Origin of the sequence: Aquimarina celericrescens (genome assembly GCF_042682765.1) — a bacterium.
In the GTDB taxonomy this organism is placed as follows: domain Bacteria; phylum Bacteroidota; class Bacteroidia; order Flavobacteriales; family Flavobacteriaceae; genus Aquimarina; species Aquimarina celericrescens.
The window spans coordinates 296,147-312,469 of record NZ_JBHUHY010000015.1; the positions used below are offsets into that span (position 1 = coordinate 296,147).

Sequence of the window (16,323 nt, forward strand, 5' to 3'; positions counted from 1 at the left end):
TCAAAGATAAAAAAAATCTTAACCTAATATTCTCATTAGGTTAAGATTTTTCAATTTACTTGTACAAATGTTTTATTTAAGAAGGCTCTGTTATGATTTCTTCTTTTTTACCGAAAGGTCTTTCTCCAAAGATCTTCTCGAGATTATCTTTAAAAATAACTTCTTTTTCAAGGAGTACTTCAGCTAATTCGGTTAATTTATCTTTGTTCTTTTCCAGCAATTTAATAGCACGTTGATATTGCTCTTCTATGATGTTAGAAATTTCTTGATCAATAAGTTCGCTGGTTTGCTCACTATATGGTTTGGTGAAATTATATTCACTCTGTCCTGAAGAATCATAATATGTTAGATTTCCAACTTTATCATTCAAACCATATATAGTTACCATTGCTCTGGCTTGTTTTGTAACTTTTTCCAGATCACTAAGTGCTCCTGTAGAAATTTCATTAAAAATAACCTTTTCTGCGGCACGACCTCCTAAGGCGGCACACATTTCATCAAGCATTTGATTTGGTCTTACTATTAGCCTTTCTTCTGGCAAATACCATGCAGCTCCTAGGGATTGCCCTCTTGGTACGATTGTAACTTTTACGAGGGGAGCAGCATGTTCTAACATCCAGCTTACAGTTGCATGACCAGCTTCGTGAAAAGCAATAGCACGTTTTTCTGCAGGGGTAATAATCTTATTTTTTTTCTCTAATCCACCAACAATTCTGTCTACAGCATCAAGAAAATCTTGCTTACCCACCGCTTTATTTCCTTTTCTGGCTGCTATCAAAGCAGCTTCGTTACATACATTAGCAATATCTGCACCCGAAAATCCTGGGGTTTGCTTGGCCAAAAATTCTGTATCCAGTTCATTTTCAACTTTTTTCAAAGGTTTCAGATGAACCTCAAAAATTTCTTTACGCTCTCTTATATCTGGTAAATCCACATAGATTTGTCTATCAAATCTACCTGCCCTCATCAATGCTTTGTCTAATACATCGGCTCTGTTTGTGGCTGCAATAACAATTACATTAGTGTTGGTTCCAAAGCCATCCATTTCGGTAAGTAATTGATTTAAAGTGTTTTCTCTTTCATCGTTAGAACCAGAGAAATTACTTTTGCCTCTAGCTCTACCAATGGCATCAATTTCATCAATAAATATGATAGCAGGAGACTTCTCTTTAGCTTGTTTAAATAAATCTCTTACTCGCGATGCTCCTACACCTACAAACATTTCAACGAAATCAGATCCTGAAAGTGAGAAGAAAGGCACTTTGGCTTCACCGGCAACCGCTTTTGCAAGAAGTGTTTTACCAGTTCCCGGAGGTCCTACCAATAAAGCTCCCTTAGGTATTTTACCTCCTAATGAAGTATATTTTTCTGGATTTTTTAGAAAATCTACAATTTCTTGAATTTCCTCTTTGGCACCTTCAAGACCAGCAACATTTTCAAAAGAGACTTTTACTTCGGTATTTTGATCAAAAAGTTTAGCTTTTGATTTTCCAATGTTAAAAATCTGTCCCCCGGCACCGCCACCAGAACCACCGCTCATTCTTCGCATAATGAATATCCATACGCCAATAATTAAGGCAAAAGGTAGCAGGGTAATGAAGATTTCTCCCCAAACATTACTTTCAGTGTCGTAGTTAACCTGTGTTTCAAGATTGTTTTCTTTTTTAATCTGGGCGATTTTATTTTCAAAATTTTGCAAATCTCCAAATTCAAATTGATAATCAGGATCATTCGGACTTGCTGGTAATATTGAATTACCTTTCTTGTTTTGATGTTTTTCAAGCGACTTTGCTTCTCGAGTAAGAAAAACTTTAGCCTGTCGACGATTAATGATTACAACTTTTTCGACTTCGCCATTACTCAAGTACTCTTGAAATTCTGATGGGGAGGTAGTAGGAGCAGATCCTAAACCGTTCCCACCCATAAAATTTAATACTAAAAAACCAACGATGATCACTGCATAAATCCAGTATGCACTAAATTTTGGTTTTTTATTAGGTTCTGTTTTTTTATTTTCTTTAGCCATTTACGGTTTTCTTTTAATAATTTGTTTCGATAACTGTGGTTTTTGCATCTCCCCAAAGTCCTTCAATATCATAGAATTCTCTAATGTGTTTCTGGAAGACATGTACTACCACATTAACATAATCAATTAGTACCCATTCTGCATTTTCACTGCCCTCTACATGCCAAGGTTTGTCTTTAAGTTCTTTACTTACAATTTTTTGGATGGAATTAACAATTGCATTTACTTGAGTATTAGAAGTTCCGTTGCAGATTACGAAGTAATTACATACCGTATTTTCGATATCTCTTAAATCCAGAATATTGATATCATTACCTTTTACTTCTTCAATACCTTTTATTATTTGAGTGATTAATTGATCAGTACCGATTTCTTTTTTAGTCATGCATTTTTTTAATTTGTGTAAAGTTATTACTTTTTATCATTTTAATGTTTGTATCATACCGACATTTATGAAACTTTTACACCTTTTACATGAATATAATCAAAGTTGATGCCATTGACTCCACAAACCGTTTTCTTAGAGAACTAAATCGAGAGAAAACATTTGTAGCACCTGTTTGCGTAATGGCAAGAGAACAACTTGCCGGTAAAGGCCAAATGGGCACGGTTTGGCAAAGTGAACCGGGGAAAAACCTTACATGTAGTGTGTTTATGAAGATAGACGGTCTTAAGTTAGCAGAGCAGTTTTATATATCAATAGCCACTTCTCTGGCAGTTTGCGATACGCTTAATGATCTCTTGGTTACAAAATTATCTATAAAATGGCCTAACGACATTCTGTCAGATCGACAAAAAATATGTGGTATTCTAATAGAAAATATTGTTAAAAATGGCAGTTTGATTGGTGCGATCATCGGAATCGGTATGAATATTAATCAAACCAAATTTGATAATCTTCCTCAAGCCGGTTCATTAAAACAAATTTCAGGTAGAAATTTTAATATCGAAGAAGTATTACATTCCCTATTATTAAAATTAGAGAATAGGTTTCTGAATTTAGAAACTTCAAATTTTGATATCTTAAAGAAAGAGTATGAGCGTTTACTTTTTAGAAAAAATAAACCCTCTACATTCTTGGATGCAGAGGGAAATTCTTTTGTAGGGATTATTCAATCTGTTACGAATCAGGGAAAACTTCAAGTTCTATTAGAAGATGAGGTTGTTTCTGTTTTTGATCTGAAAGAGATTAAATTATTGTATTAGTGGGTGTGTTTTTGAGTATGTGAGACTTTAAGATTAATCAGAAACTCAGGATATATAAATCAAAAATTCACGGTACCCTTTGAAAGTCTCATAGTACAGTGAAAAAAGAATACCGTAAAAAATCCTACTCAAAGAGGCTCACTATCCACTAAAAAACTCACATACTCACAGCTTTCCGATGTTTTCACTAAGTGTATTTATGAAATTCTGAATAGGATTTTTGATCATCATTGACATCATAGCATTAAACTCACCATTAAACGTAAGTTTTGTGGTAGTTTTACCATCTTCGGTGTTATTGATATCAGCTGTCAAGGTAAAAGGAAGTTTATCACTCGCAGCGCCTAATACTACCTGGCTTGACGGAGTGCTTTCTTTTTGATCAAGAACCAATTCTGGCATTCCTTTCAATTGAAAAAGAAATCGGGAATCGGATATTTTTTCAAACTTTTGTTTACTTTCTGGCATAAGTTGTTCAAAATTTTCAACTTTTGTTAAAAATTCAAATACTTCTTCGGCAGTTTTATTTACAGTTACCGTAGGGCTTTCTAGATTCATATTATTATTTGATTATTATATACTCCACTCGGCAGGATTGGTTCTCCAGTTTTGTAGTGTTGCTTGTTGTTCTTTTGTGATGTAATCCGTATCCAGAGCCTGCTCTAAAAGATTTTCATAATTGCTTAAAGTATGCAAAGCTAATGCTGCATCTTTGAAATTTTTAACGGCAATATCAAATCCATAATTGAAGATAGCTACCATTCCTTTTACATCGGCATTTACTTCTTTTAATGCGTTTACCGCATTTAGACTACTTTTACCCGTACTGATAAGATCTTCTACCACTACAACACTTTTTCCTTTGGGTACAATTCCTTCAATTTGATTTTTTCTGCCATGTTTTTTCGCTTCTGGCCGTACATAAATAAAGGGAAGATCAAGCTCCTCTGCAACTAGCATTCCTATGCCGATAGCACCAGTGGCCACTCCTGCAATTACATCAGGTTTACCATATTCATCTTTAATGAATCTGGCAAGGTTCTCTTTTAAGTACTGACGTATCTTAGGATAAGAAAGTGTAATTCGATTATCGCAGTAAATTGGAGACTTCCAACCCGATGCCCACGTAAAAGGTTCTTGCGGTTGTAATTTTATTGCATTAATTTGCAGTAGTAATTCAGCAGTTTTTTTTGCTGTATCTTTATCAAAAATCATAGTTGCAAATGTATAAAGTTTTTGTGAATAATACACCTATTATTCTGTCTACCAAAAAGTCTATTAAGGGATACAAAACAATTGCCATAAAAGAGGTGAATTTTCCAACAGTTATAAGAGATATTTTAAGTAAAGAAGCTGTAGGTGAAGAAGCAAAATATCATTTTTATCATAAGAGTGAAGATAAGTTGATAGATCATCTATATTCCAAACTCCCTGTAGTGGTAGCAGGAGGGGGAAAAGTATATAATGCAAACATGGATATTCTTTTTATCAAACGTAATGGGAAATGGGATTTGCCAAAAGGAAAAATAGAAAAGAAAGAACATATTGAAACCGCTGCAATAAGAGAAGTAGAAGAGGAAACCGGAGTGACAGGTCTTGAAATCACAAAATTTTTATATAAAACCTATCATGTGTTTAAAAGAAATGGGGAGTTCCGATTGAAGGTCACGTATTGGTTCGAGATGAAAACCGAATTTGACGGAGAACTGATACCTCAAAAAAATGAAGGAATTACTAAGGTAAAATGGAAAAATAAGAAACAGGCCAAGAAGGCTTTAACTGATTCTTATGCAAATATTAAAAAGCTTTTTTCTCATGATTATTTATCTTAATATTCTATACACCGGATACCTTAAATGTGCCTTTTCATAATTTTTCGATTGTTTATGCAACCAATCTAATTGTGCGTACCAATTATTGGCAAAGGCCGTATCTTTTTTCTTGGTTTCAAACCTGACCCGTAATTCTTCATTGTTCTCTAGTAATTCTTTGGCTTTATCTTCCCATACATAAGGTGAAAATCCTTCTTTTTGTTGTAAAATAGTATCGAAAAAGTTCCAGTTAAAGAACGAGTCTGGTGCTTCGGGCTCCAAGGTTTCCAGAAGATATCTAAACCCTTTTTGATTTGTAGGGATGATTATATCTCCTTTTTTAAAAGTAATTGTTGCGTTACTTTTTGTAACATAGGTTCCATAATGTAGATAATGTCCTTCGTAAGGATTTTTTCGAGTTTCATAATCAGCAATGTGGTAGGTTTCAACTGTGATCGTACTATCGTTTTCTAATGTTTTAAATTTGATCTGATTTAGCTTTAGCAAATCAATCAAGTTCCACCAGCCTTTTTGTATAACATATGCTTTAGGAACTTCAATTTTGGTGGTTGGAATAAAATAGTTTTGATAATTGATTTCTTTAGAGTAAGGTTTGTCTTGATCATATTTTAAACGTTTTGCTCTAGTAATTTCACTATCAATAAAGGCTCCTTCGTACCCTTTAAAAATGAATTTTGTGGCTTGGGTTGTGTCTACTTTCCAATTCACTGTGTATGTTTTTTGTTCGGATTGTTCTGCAAAAGTTTGTTCTCTTAGCTCACGAATTTTTATCCCATCTTTTTCTGTAATTTCAGTCATCGATTTTATTAGTTCATAGGTTCCTTCAACCCTTTGCTTGTACGGTTTTAGCATATGGGTTTCTACCATCATTCCTAAGGTGTTCCAAAGTGTAGTATAACCTGTAGAATATCTCGGGGAGTCCATAAATTGTGACCAACCTTTATCTGGCATACTTCCCCAGACATTTACATAGGGAGTAATGTCCCATTTTTTCGAAGCAAGCAAATTTTCTAGCTGAGGTTGCATTTCGGTATGCAAATAATTACCCAAGATACTTCCAAGTTTATTATGCTGAGTAAAAAGGTGTGTTAAGGTATATTGATAATCGGCCCCATTACTAACATGATTGTCTATAAAAACATCGGGTTGTACTAAATGAAATATTTCTGCAAAACTTTTGGCATTCTTAGTATCATTTTTGATGAAATCTCGATTTAAATCATAATTACGGGCATTTCCCCTAAAACCATACTCCTTCGGGCCATTTTGGTTGGTTCTGGTGCCAGAGTTTCGATTTAGTGCTCCCCCGATATTGTAGACAGGTATAGTAACAAGAACAGTATTTTTTAGGGATTGAATATTTCCCTGAACAATGTCTCTAAACAGCATCATAGTCGCATCTATACCATCACTTTCTCCGGGGTGAATACCATTATTAATCAACAAAACCCTTTTATTTCGACGAATATTTTCGAAATCAAATTCCCGATCAGGATTTAGAGTCACAATGTGCAGTGGTTTACCACTATCAGTAATTCCTATTTCTTGAATGTTAATTTCTGGGTAGATATCCGCTAAGTTTTGATAATAAGAAATTACCTCGGGATATGTTGCCGTTTCAGTTCCATTACTTTTCTCAAAAGTAGTTGTGAAGTCAATATTCTCTTTATCCTTTTTTTTTGAAGTAGAACAAGAAATAAGCAGTAAAGTACAGGCAGTAAGTAAGATTCTTTGCATGATTGATGAATATGAGGGTCAAATATAGTAAGTTTTACAAATTAAAAATCTTCTATAACATTTTAGTATGGTCTAGTAAAAAGATCCCTCTTGTTTTTACTTGCCGTACTACAAAATAAACGTATTTTTGCCCCCTCAAATATCACAACTATGACCGAGTTTGTAAGAAAAAGAGTGGCTAATGCCAAAAATGATATTTTATCTGGGCTAACTGTAGCGCTTGCATTGGTTCCCGAGGCTGTAGCTTTTGCCTTTGTTGCAGGAGTTGATCCTTTAGTAGGATTGTACGCAGCCTTTATGATTGGATTGATTACCTCTACTTTTGGTGGTCGCCCCGGGATGATCTCTGGTGCAACTGGCGCTTTAGCGGTAGTTATGGTAAGTTTGGTTGCCGAGGGAAATGCAATGGGAGCTCCAGGAGAAGAGTTAGGACTTTATTATCTTTTTGCCACGGTGATTTTGATGGGAATCATACAAATGCTGGCTGGAGTCTTAAAACTAGGAAAGTTTGTGCGTTTAATACCACATCCTGTAATGATGGGGTTTGTAAATGGTTTGGCAATCGTGATCTTTCTTTCTCAATTGGGAATGTTCAAAGAGTTCGTGAATGGAGAAAAAGTATGGATGCAAGGTATCGAATTATGGCTGATGCTAGGGTTAGTACTACTCACAATGTTCATTATGTGGGGATTACCAAAATTAAAAGCAACATCAAAATTACCTGAAGCTTTGATTGGGATTTTAGTCGTATCTGCAATTGTGATACTTGGAAAACTTGATGTAGCAACCGTAGGGAGTTTTATTAAAGATGGAGGTGGAGAAGGTCTAAAAGGTGGATTACCACAGTTTCAATTTGATATTTTTAATAAAGTACCCCTGAATTGGGAAACCTTTAAATTTATTGGTCCTTATGCACTGATATTAGCCGCCATTGGGTTAATAGAATCTTTGATGACTCTAAATCTTATTGACGAATTAACTGAAACCAGAGGAAATTCAAACAGAGAATGTTTGGCTCAGGGAGGAGCAAATATTGTTACAGGGTTGTTTGGCGGAATGGGTGGCTGTGCTATGATTGGGCAATCCATTATTAATATTAAGGGAGGTGGACGTACCAGGCTTTCGGGTATAGTAGCTGCAGTTACTTTACTTTTATTTATTTTATTTGCCTCAGGATTAATAGAGCAAGTGCCTATTGCTGCGTTAGTTGGAGTAATGTTTATGGTAGTTATAGGAACTTTTGCTTGGTCAAGTTTCAGGATTATCAATAAAATTCCGTTAACAGATGCTATCGTCTTGGTTGCGGTCTCATTACTCACAGTATTTTTTGATTTGGCTGTGGCAGTAATTGCAGGTGTAATTATGTCGGCTCTAGCGTTTGCGTGGGAAAATGCCAAAAAAATTCGGGCACGAAAACATATCAAGGAGGACGGAACCAAAGTATATGAGATTTGGGGACCTCTTTTCTTCGGAAGTATACAAGCATTCAACAGTAAGTTTGATGTAGCAAATGATCCAGAAAATGTAGAAATTGATTTTATTGAATCTCGCGTGAGTGATCACTCAGCTTTGGAAGCTATATGGGCTTTAGTAGGAAAATATGAAGAAGCCGGTAAGAAAGTGAAAATAAAACATCTTAGCGAAGAATGCCAAGCCTTAATGATCAAAGCTTCGCCGCGATTGGCCAATGTTATCGAACATGATGTAGACGATCCAAGGTATCATGTCATGGCGAAGGTTATGGAATAAAAATGTATATTTCGACAGTAAATCGAACGAATTAGTAAATGGAGATTCCTTTTGAACCTGTTGTTTTTGGTGTTAAATTGAATATCCATTTGATTTTAGAATATGCAGCCTTCTTCATAGGATTTCGATATTACGTATACCTTAAGAAAAACACGCAAGATCCAATAACCAATACTCGTAGATTGTCTATCATTATAGGTGCAGTATTTGGTGCCTTTTTTGGCTCCAGAATTGTTGGATTTTTAGAAAATCCTATTATTTCATCTGGACCTGAATATTTTCTCTCATTACTTAACGCCAAAACAATTATGGGAGGACTCTTTGGAGGACTTCTGGGAGTAGAATTGGCAAAAAAAATGATCAATGAAAAGAAGTCATCGGGGGATTTATTTACCTTTCCAATTATTTTGGGTATTCTAGTAGGTCGAGTGGGTTGCTTTTTAGCTGGAGTTAACGAGTTTACTTACGGCAAAGAAACCTCCTCTTTTTTGGGAATGGATCTTGGAGACGGTCTACAAAGATATCCAATTGCATTATACGAAGTTGTTTTTCTCATTATTTTATGGATTTTTCTTAAGTATCTTCAAAAAGAAAAAACCCTCCAGAGCGGATTGTTATTTCAGTACTTTATGATTTCTTATTTCTCGTTTCGTTTTATGATAGAATTCTTGAAACCGAATACATTTTTGATCTTGGGACTAAGCAGTATCCAGTATTTATGTATCTTATGCTGGATTTATTATTATAAAACGATTCGAAAACTTTTTTATGCCAACTAGAAATTATACCTATTACGATTTTACATTAAGTTTATGTCCAAATTGTCTTAAAAGAGTAGATGCAAAAATTGTTTTTGAGGATGATAAAGTATTTATGCTTAAACGCTGCCCAGAACATGGCAGATCTAAAGTTTTAATTGCTGATGATATCGAGTATTATAAAAATATAAGAAATTATAATAAACCATCAGAATTCCCACATAAATTCAACACGACTACAGATTATGGTTGTCCTTATGATTGTGGATTATGTCCGGACCATGAGCAGCATTCTTGTCTGACTATTATTGAAGTTACAGACCGCTGCAATTTAACCTGTCCTACCTGCTATGCTTCTTCTTCTCCAAACTACGGCCGTCATCGTACATTAGAGGAAATTAAAAAAATGTTGGATGCCATTGTTGAAAATGAAAAAGAACCCGATGTTGTGCAAATCAGTGGAGGAGAACCTACGGTTCATCCCCAGTTTTTTGAGATTTTAGAGTATGCCAAAAAATTACCTATTCGACATCTCATGGTAAACACCAACGGAGTTCGTATAGCAAAAGACATCAAATTCACACAACGGTTAGCAAGCTACATGCCCGATTTTGAAATTTATTTACAGTTTGATTCGCTGCAAGTTGAAGCATTGCAAAAGTTGAGAGGTGAAGATCTAACCAAAACTCGAAAGCAAGCCATAACCAATCTTAATGAATTTAATCTTTCTACTACCTTAGTAGTCACACTAGAAAAAGGACTTAACGATAATGAAATAGGAGAGATTATTGCATTTGCTACACAACAAAAATGTGTTCGTGGGGTCACTTTTCAACCTACACAAATAGCAGGACGCTTAGAAGATTTTGATGCACAAACCGACAGGATTACACTCACAGAAGTACGAAGGAAAATATTAGAACAATTTCCGGTTTTTGAACCCAATGATCTTATTCCGGTGCCTTGCAACCCCGATGCTTTGGTTATGGGGTATGCGTTAAAAAACGAAGAAGGTATTTTACCACTTACGCGATATATAAATCCCGCAGATTTATTAGATAATGGTAAAAATACTATCGTTTATGAACAGGATGAGGAATTGCATGGTAAAGTTTTGGAATTGTTCAGTACTGGTAATTCGGTAGAAACCGCATCAGAGAATTTGAAATCAATTATGTGTTGTCTCCCAGAGATTGACGCACCTGATTTGGGATATGATAATCTATTCAGAATTATTATTATGCAGTTTATTGATGCTTATAATTTTGACGTACGTGCTATCAAAAAATCTTGCGTTCATATCGTAAATAAAGATTATAAAATCATTCCTTTTGAAACCATGAATTTGTTTTACAGGGATGATAAACAAGAATATTTAGAACAACTTAGAAATGAAAGTGTATGATACTTAATTCAATTGTATTTGAGCCAGGCAATCTAGACGGTATAATTTATTTAATTCTTGCAATACTTTTGGGGCCGCCTATATTTCTTGCTATTATCGGGCTTATATTATTTTATAATAATTATCGTAAAGCCGGTAAAGTCTTTTTTATTCTTGCAGGAATATACTTGGTTGTAGGATTAGGAATCTGTGGTATACTATTAACCGGGTTCTAAATCCTTTCCAAAAGAAAAATGGTTTCATTCAGAATAGTTGTTTTATCTTTTATACCGTGTTCAGGCGCATAGATCGTTGATAACTCAAATTCATCAGTGTTTTCTATTACCTTGTATCCGTCTATGTTACGAAAATAAGCCTCCGGAATTGTTTGATGCATAAAGGAATCGTTAGTGTCGTTATGACTATCAAAATAATGTAATAAACGTTTATATACTTGGGTGTTTTCAACTTCTGGCAGATATGTTACAACGCCAACTAGGTCTCCTGGTTCTTGTAATTTTTTGAATACTTCAAATAATGTATTAGTAGTCTTTCTGTCAAGAAAGAATAATACTCCTTCTAATAGGATGAATGTAGGTTCTTTTTGAATTAATGGTCTAAGAGATGCAATAATCTCGGTAGGGGTGTTTTTATTGAAGTCAATAGCAGAATACGTTATATTACGAAATGGAAGTTTTCCTTCTTTTGTCCAATGGTCTATTTTATCTTTTTTATAGTCAATAATGTCTTTTTTATCGATTTCGATGGTAGCAACATGATCACCAAATGAAAATTGATACATACTAAAGCCTGAACCAAAGTTGATCAATGTTCCACCATTATTCTTTTTGAAAAAAGTATTCATTCGTTCATAAAAAAAGCGATTTCTCAGGCTGTGTAAAATAGCCTCATACTTTGAAACTCGTTCGAAAATATCAGGGATTATAGCATCAGTAGCAGGGTTGTTCCATAATTTGGCATATGTGTCTTTACTAATGTCTTCATGATGTGACCTATAGGTAGATACTACAAAAGCGGTCTCGTGGATTTGCATAAATAAACTATTATTCAATTATTGATTAAAATTATTAAATAAAAATAGGTTTAATATTTATTTTAGATCTTGTCACTTAAGTTTTAAGTTAACTTTATGAGTTAAACCGGGTTTATACCTGTTCTGCAACTTCTTTTAATTTTATATTCATTGCTTCAAAACCTTGTTTGGTTTCAGAAAGTAATTTTTTCTTGAACAAAGGGACTAAAATACCACTAAACTTTTCTGAATGATTAAAGGTAATAGTTCCATCTGCATTGTCATGAATCCTAAAAATATGTTCTCCATCAAACAAGCCTTTGAACAAAAAATGCCCAAGCCATCTCAACTCTTTATTGGTTTTAAAAGCTGTTATTTTGGGTGTAAAGGTCATCTCTGGGAGAACTACTTTTATGGTGTTGCCTATTTCTGGTTTTCCTGATATTGTTTTTATGAAAGGATTCCAGTTAGGATAATTATCAAAATCAATTAGTATTTGCCATGCTTTTTGAGTGGTTGCGTTGATGTTGATTTCAGTTCTAATTTCCATTATGATAGTTTTTTTAAGTTGACTATCACAAATTTCAACTAACAACATTTGGTTTTGCTTGATCTATATCAAGAAATTTTTTTCTTTCGGATTCGGCTTAAAGTTTCTGGAGTCATTCCCAACATCGAAGCCAGATATTGTAACGGGATTTGATTAAAAAGGGCAGGGTTTTCTGCAAAAAGATCAAGATAACGTTCTTCTGCCGATTTGGATAAGTGATTAAAAACACGATTCTCTAAGGTAACAAAGCATTTGGCAATAAATAATTTTTCGAGTTTGTCCCATTTGGATACATGCTCGCCAAGATTGAGATAATCTGATTTTTCAATGCTATATAAATTACAATCGGTTAACGCCTGGATGTTAAAACGAGAAGGAGTGTTAAAAATTAAACTAGAAAGATCAGTTACAAAATATCCTTGTGTAGAAATCCATTGTGTAACCTCTTTGTGTTCCGTTTCTGAAAAAATCCTTAGGTATCCTGAGCGAACAAAACTTAATTGATGACAATAGTTATCTTTTTCTGTAAAGAATTCTCCTTTTTGAAGTGTATTTTCTTTGAACAAATGAGAAATCGAATCCATATCTTCATTGGTGACTCCGAAATATGTTTTTATGTATTGCCGTAATTCGTTCATTCATTGTTTTTAATGAACTTCAAGATACGTGTAAAAGCCCATTTTACAAAAAATGAATAAACCTGCCTGATTTCGAAACCAGGCAGATTATATTCAGATTAATATGTAGGTGTTTACAGTTCGTTTACACCTACAAAAATATCTACTTCGGCATTAACTGGATTCATAGCTCTTTTATCGTAAACCTCAAAATCGGTAGAAAATGTCCTATTAAGATTGGACTTCCATATTTTTGCCCATGTATCTGGGATTGCATTCTTAGTCACGTCTCCTTTAGCGATGAATTTAGAATAAGTACCATTATTGATGGTTATACCTATCATACCATCCGGAATTGTATCTAAAGTGCTCACTTTACAACCTACTATTGCAGTATAATAACCAGAATCTCTATTTTCATAATCTGTATAAACGCCGTACAGGGTATTTTCTAGTTTATTAGGAATTCTATGTATTGTCTCTTTTTTCATAAAAACATCCCATAGATTATAAATGTCATTTGTGAGATGTTGATCTTCATTGCGTGTACGTACAGAAAGCCCAATAATGTAAAAGCTTTCAAATTTCTCTGTTGTCATATTTTTGGTTTTTAGGATGAATACTATTCCAAAAATAGAAGGGTGTTATGACAAGGGTATGTCAGTAGTAATTCATCGACTTTACTCAATAATCGAGATTAAAATGTTCTCTGGCTTGCCGTAAAATCAAAATTAATTTTCAACCGATGCCTAGTGGGCTTGCCCCGAGTAGCTTACTTTGAGGTTTTTTTTAGCTTTCTATGAAATTATATAAATCCAAGCTTCTTAAAATTAGTATTTAGAATATTTTGATCATTAATCTCTAGCCAATTATTAAGAATTGTAGCATATATATTTCTAAAATCTATCGTGTATTTGATATCCCCGTTATCATCAAGATCATTTAGATTTGGGAGTTCATTATAAATTCCGGCATTTTTTAAAGAACCTCCGATGATCATTACGTTGTTTGCTGCACCATGATCAGTCCCTCGGCTTCCGTTCTGTCTTACTCTACGGCCAAATTCAGAAAAAGTAAGAATTAAAGTGTCTTTAAATCGATTATTTTTCTTTAAGTCTTTGACCAAAGCACCAATGGATTCTGAATACATTTTTAATAATCGATCCTGACTATTTAGTTGATTTACGTGACTATCAAAACCACCTAGAGAACTATAATAAACTCTTGTTTTTAAGCCAGAAATAATGAAATTTGCAATAGTTTTCAGGTTTTTTGCAAATGGATTGCGAGGATACTCCGTATTAGTAGTATAAATCTTAGAGGTTTCATAAATGTAAGAAGCAGAAGAATAAGTTTCTAACATGGTTTTGTATAAATACCCCTGATTATCTTCATCTAACATTTCTTTTTGGGTATTTGCAACCAGATTTTTAAAGAAAGGTTCTCGGGTAGTTTTATGTAACTGGCTTGGGTCAGGAACCGCAATACCATTCATAAGATTACCTTTCATTGCTAAAGATAAAGAATTGTCTACCTCGATAGCTTGGTACGGATGCTGGCAATTGGCATCCAGGTACCGGCCTACCCAACCTGTTGATAGATACTCATTCGTATCACTAGCCGTTTGCCAGATGTCCGTACTTCTAAAATGCGATCGACTGGGATTTGGGTATCCTACATTATTTATGATAGATACTTCGCCTAGATCATATAATTCCTTAATAGCTTTTAGATGGTCATTGAAAGCTAAATCATTTGTTATTTTTAATGTTTGCGCTTCTTTTTTTGCAATGGAAGGCCTTGAGTTGTGATAAATATCATTACTTATAGGAATTATAGTGTTTAATCCATCATTACCGCCAGAAAGCTGAATAATAATAACATTTCTATACCCTGATAATTGCTCTGGGGATAAAAACTCCATTCCTTTTATGAAAGAGGGGATAAGTGCTATTCCTGATGCAAAAACCGATTGTTTTAAAAAGTCTCTTCGTTCCATAAGTATTTGGTTTTAGCAAAGTTGATATTCGGGTAAACTCAACAATTCGATTATAAAATGCTTGGTATCGTTTTGATTTAATCGTGATACTACTCCTCTTGCCATTTCAGATAATTCGGGTTGGAGGATAAAGGAGATAAGGTTTGATTTACCTTTTTGTTCTAAAGATGTTAAAAAACTTTTCCAGTCAGGAGTAGCTTTTACTTTTTTTTGAAGTTTAGATTTTACGGCCTTATTTATCTCTTGTCTCATCATTTTATTTTCAGGATTATCGTTTTCATCTTGCCACTCAATAACTCCGCTATTTAGTGTAACCGAAGCTAGCTTCAAACGTAGCATAAGTGTCGAATTGTCTATCCAGGCTTTTCCACCGGTCCAGCCCGCAACGTTAGGCGGAAAGAATAATATTTGATTTAATTTACGCTGAAGATAAAGTAACACCTTTGGATCTTCATATTGAATATGAAAAGTTCTACTAAGTCCGACCATTAATTCGATTGGTGATTTTATTTTATTTCCAATGTTTTGAGAATCATAAAACCACTTGCTACTTAGTATTTCTCTAAGTAAAATTTCAAGATTATAGTTAGAATCATAAAAAACCATTGCCAGTTTTTCAACACGATTCTTATTTATAGTTTCATTAACCAAATAAGAATATAATTTTTGGGTTATATAAAGAGCCGTTTGCTTTTCTTTTAAAAGTATTTTGAGAATATCTTCACCAGTAAAGTTTCCGGTTCTTCCTAAAAATGTTTTTTCTCCATAATCATGGTGATTTTTTCTTAAAATAAATTGACCTTCTTTGTTAAAAGTCCAACCTGTAAAAGCTCGAGCTGCTTCTTTAATATCGTTTTCATTATACTCATTATCTCTTCCCAAGGTGAATAACTCCATCAATTCTCTTGCAAAGTTTTCATTAGGGTGATCTTTTCGGTTTTGTCGATTATTTAAGAATAGTAGCATAGCTGGGGATTTGGATACTTCTACAAGCATGTCACCAAAGTTTCCCAGTGCATGTTTTCTAATCACATTATTCAGATGAATACAAGCTCTAGGTGTTCTGAGACGAACTGCAAAATGATCATGGAAAAACAAGGTCATTTTTTCACGAAGGATTTGGTCAGTATTTAATAAACGAGAAAACCAAAGGAAATTCAATTCGTTCATTTTTTGTATGCGAAGTTTACGTGCTTCTTTTCTTTCTTCTCTAGAAAGATTCTTGGGGCTTTTGTTTAGGGCTCCAAAATTCATATGTAGCGGAGAGGCTTTTTGGCTTTCTAAGAATAATCGATCGATGATCTGGTTTTTTGTAAATTTTCTAGTAGTTTTTAATTCATTAGAGGTAATTCCGAAACCCGTGCGCCAATAGAGGTGTTGTATTTGTTTGTCTGACAAAGAAGTATTCATAGTCCCAGTATTTATCTGTAAG

At 34.2% G+C, this 16,323-nt stretch carries 17 protein-coding genes; 6 read left to right on the top strand and 11 right to left on the bottom strand.

Going from position 1 to position 16,323, the window contains the following annotated elements:
* Window positions 1-76 precede the first annotated feature (76 nt).
* Both ftsH and rsfS read right to left on the bottom strand, forming a co-directional pair.
* Complete coding sequence (gene ftsH / locus ACFSJT_RS14295; RefSeq protein ID WP_378320972.1) at window positions 77-2,026, bottom strand: ATP-dependent zinc metalloprotease FtsH; 1,950 nt, start codon at window positions 2,024-2,026, stop codon at window positions 77-79.
* Window positions 2,027-2,039: 13 nt separating this feature from the next.
* Entirely contained in the window at window positions 2,040-2,411 is a 372-nt protein-coding gene (gene rsfS / locus ACFSJT_RS14300; protein WP_378320973.1) for a ribosome silencing factor, read from the bottom strand.
* Between the two features lie 89 nt (window positions 2,412-2,500).
* On the opposite strand from rsfS, the gene ACFSJT_RS14305 reads away from it, so the two are divergent.
* Complete coding sequence (locus ACFSJT_RS14305; RefSeq protein ID WP_378320974.1) at window positions 2,501-3,232, top strand: biotin--[acetyl-CoA-carboxylase] ligase; 732 nt, start codon at window positions 2,501-2,503, stop codon at window positions 3,230-3,232.
* A 165-nt stretch (window positions 3,233-3,397) separates the two neighbouring features.
* Here the strand turns inward: ACFSJT_RS14305 and ACFSJT_RS14310 are convergent, their stop codons facing one another.
* Complete coding sequence (locus ACFSJT_RS14310; RefSeq protein WP_378320975.1) at window positions 3,398-3,790, bottom strand: SRPBCC family protein; 393 nt, start codon at window positions 3,788-3,790, stop codon at window positions 3,398-3,400.
* Between the two features lie 15 nt (window positions 3,791-3,805).
* A complete protein-coding gene (pyrE, locus tag ACFSJT_RS14315; RefSeq protein ID WP_378320976.1) occupies window positions 3,806-4,447 on the bottom strand; it encodes an orotate phosphoribosyltransferase in 642 nt (213 codons plus the stop codon).
* An 8-nt stretch (window positions 4,448-4,455) separates the two neighbouring features.
* On the opposite strand from pyrE, the gene ACFSJT_RS14320 reads away from it, so the two are divergent.
* On the top strand, window positions 4,456-5,064 hold the full coding sequence (locus tag ACFSJT_RS14320) for an NUDIX hydrolase (RefSeq protein ID WP_378320977.1): 609 nt from the start codon (window positions 4,456-4,458) through the stop codon (window positions 5,062-5,064).
* Here ACFSJT_RS14320 and ACFSJT_RS14325 read toward each other — a convergent pair.
* The gene (locus ACFSJT_RS14325) at window positions 5,056-6,801 is read right to left on the bottom strand and encodes a M14 family metallopeptidase (RefSeq protein ID WP_378320978.1); all 1,746 of its coding nucleotides are present in this window, start codon (window positions 6,799-6,801) and stop codon (window positions 5,056-5,058) included. The two genes, ACFSJT_RS14320 and ACFSJT_RS14325, sit on opposite strands and share 9 nt — an antisense overlap.
* Window positions 6,802-6,951: 150 nt before the next feature.
* On the opposite strand from ACFSJT_RS14325, the gene ACFSJT_RS14330 reads away from it, so the two are divergent.
* The 4 genes from ACFSJT_RS14330 to ACFSJT_RS14345 are packed head-to-tail and all read left to right on the top strand — an operon-like array spanning window position 6,952 to window position 10,928.
* The gene (locus ACFSJT_RS14330) at window positions 6,952-8,550 is read left to right on the top strand and encodes a SulP family inorganic anion transporter (protein WP_378320979.1); all 1,599 of its coding nucleotides are present in this window, start codon (window positions 6,952-6,954) and stop codon (window positions 8,548-8,550) included.
* A 38-nt stretch (window positions 8,551-8,588) separates the two neighbouring features.
* Window positions 8,589-9,329, top strand: coding sequence for a prolipoprotein diacylglyceryl transferase (locus ACFSJT_RS14335; RefSeq protein ID WP_378320980.1), 741 nt, complete (start codon window positions 8,589-8,591; stop codon window positions 9,327-9,329).
* On the top strand, window positions 9,319-10,713 hold the full coding sequence (locus tag ACFSJT_RS14340; RefSeq protein ID WP_378320981.1) for a radical SAM protein: 1,395 nt from the start codon (window positions 9,319-9,321) through the stop codon (window positions 10,711-10,713). The genes ACFSJT_RS14335 and ACFSJT_RS14340 overlap by 11 nt, the downstream gene beginning before the upstream one ends.
* Window positions 10,710-10,928 carry a hypothetical protein gene (locus tag ACFSJT_RS14345; protein WP_378320982.1) on the top strand — a complete coding sequence of 73 codons (219 nt, stop codon included), beginning with the start codon at window positions 10,710-10,712 and terminating at the stop codon, window positions 10,926-10,928. The genes ACFSJT_RS14340 and ACFSJT_RS14345 overlap by 4 nt, the downstream gene beginning before the upstream one ends.
* On the opposite strand, the gene ACFSJT_RS14350 is transcribed toward ACFSJT_RS14345, so the two are convergent.
* From ACFSJT_RS14350 to ACFSJT_RS14375, 6 genes are all read right to left on the bottom strand, one after another.
* A complete protein-coding gene (locus tag ACFSJT_RS14350) occupies window positions 10,925-11,746 on the bottom strand; it encodes a class I SAM-dependent methyltransferase (RefSeq protein WP_378320983.1) in 822 nt (273 codons plus the stop codon). The two genes, ACFSJT_RS14345 and ACFSJT_RS14350, sit on opposite strands and share 4 nt — an antisense overlap.
* Before the next feature lie 112 nt (window positions 11,747-11,858).
* On the bottom strand, window positions 11,859-12,275 hold the full coding sequence (locus ACFSJT_RS14355) for an SRPBCC family protein (protein ID WP_378320984.1): 417 nt from the start codon (window positions 12,273-12,275) through the stop codon (window positions 11,859-11,861).
* Between the two features lie 68 nt (window positions 12,276-12,343).
* Window positions 12,344-12,913 (bottom strand): Crp/Fnr family transcriptional regulator, encoded by a 570-nt coding sequence (locus tag ACFSJT_RS14360; RefSeq protein ID WP_378320985.1) that lies wholly within the window; start codon window positions 12,911-12,913, stop codon window positions 12,344-12,346.
* Window positions 12,914-13,026: 113 nt separating this feature from the next.
* Window positions 13,027-13,491 (bottom strand): GyrI-like domain-containing protein, encoded by a 465-nt coding sequence (locus tag ACFSJT_RS14365; RefSeq protein WP_378320986.1) that lies wholly within the window; start codon window positions 13,489-13,491, stop codon window positions 13,027-13,029.
* 206 nt (window positions 13,492-13,697) lie between these two features.
* Entirely contained in the window at window positions 13,698-14,891 is a 1,194-nt protein-coding gene (locus tag ACFSJT_RS14370) for a DUF1501 domain-containing protein (protein WP_378320987.1), read from the bottom strand.
* A gap of 12 nt (window positions 14,892-14,903) precedes the next feature.
* Window positions 14,904-16,301 carry a DUF1800 domain-containing protein gene (locus ACFSJT_RS14375; protein ID WP_378320988.1) on the bottom strand — a complete coding sequence of 466 codons (1,398 nt, stop codon included), beginning with the start codon at window positions 16,299-16,301 and terminating at the stop codon, window positions 14,904-14,906.
* Window positions 16,302-16,323: the final 22 nt, after the last annotated feature.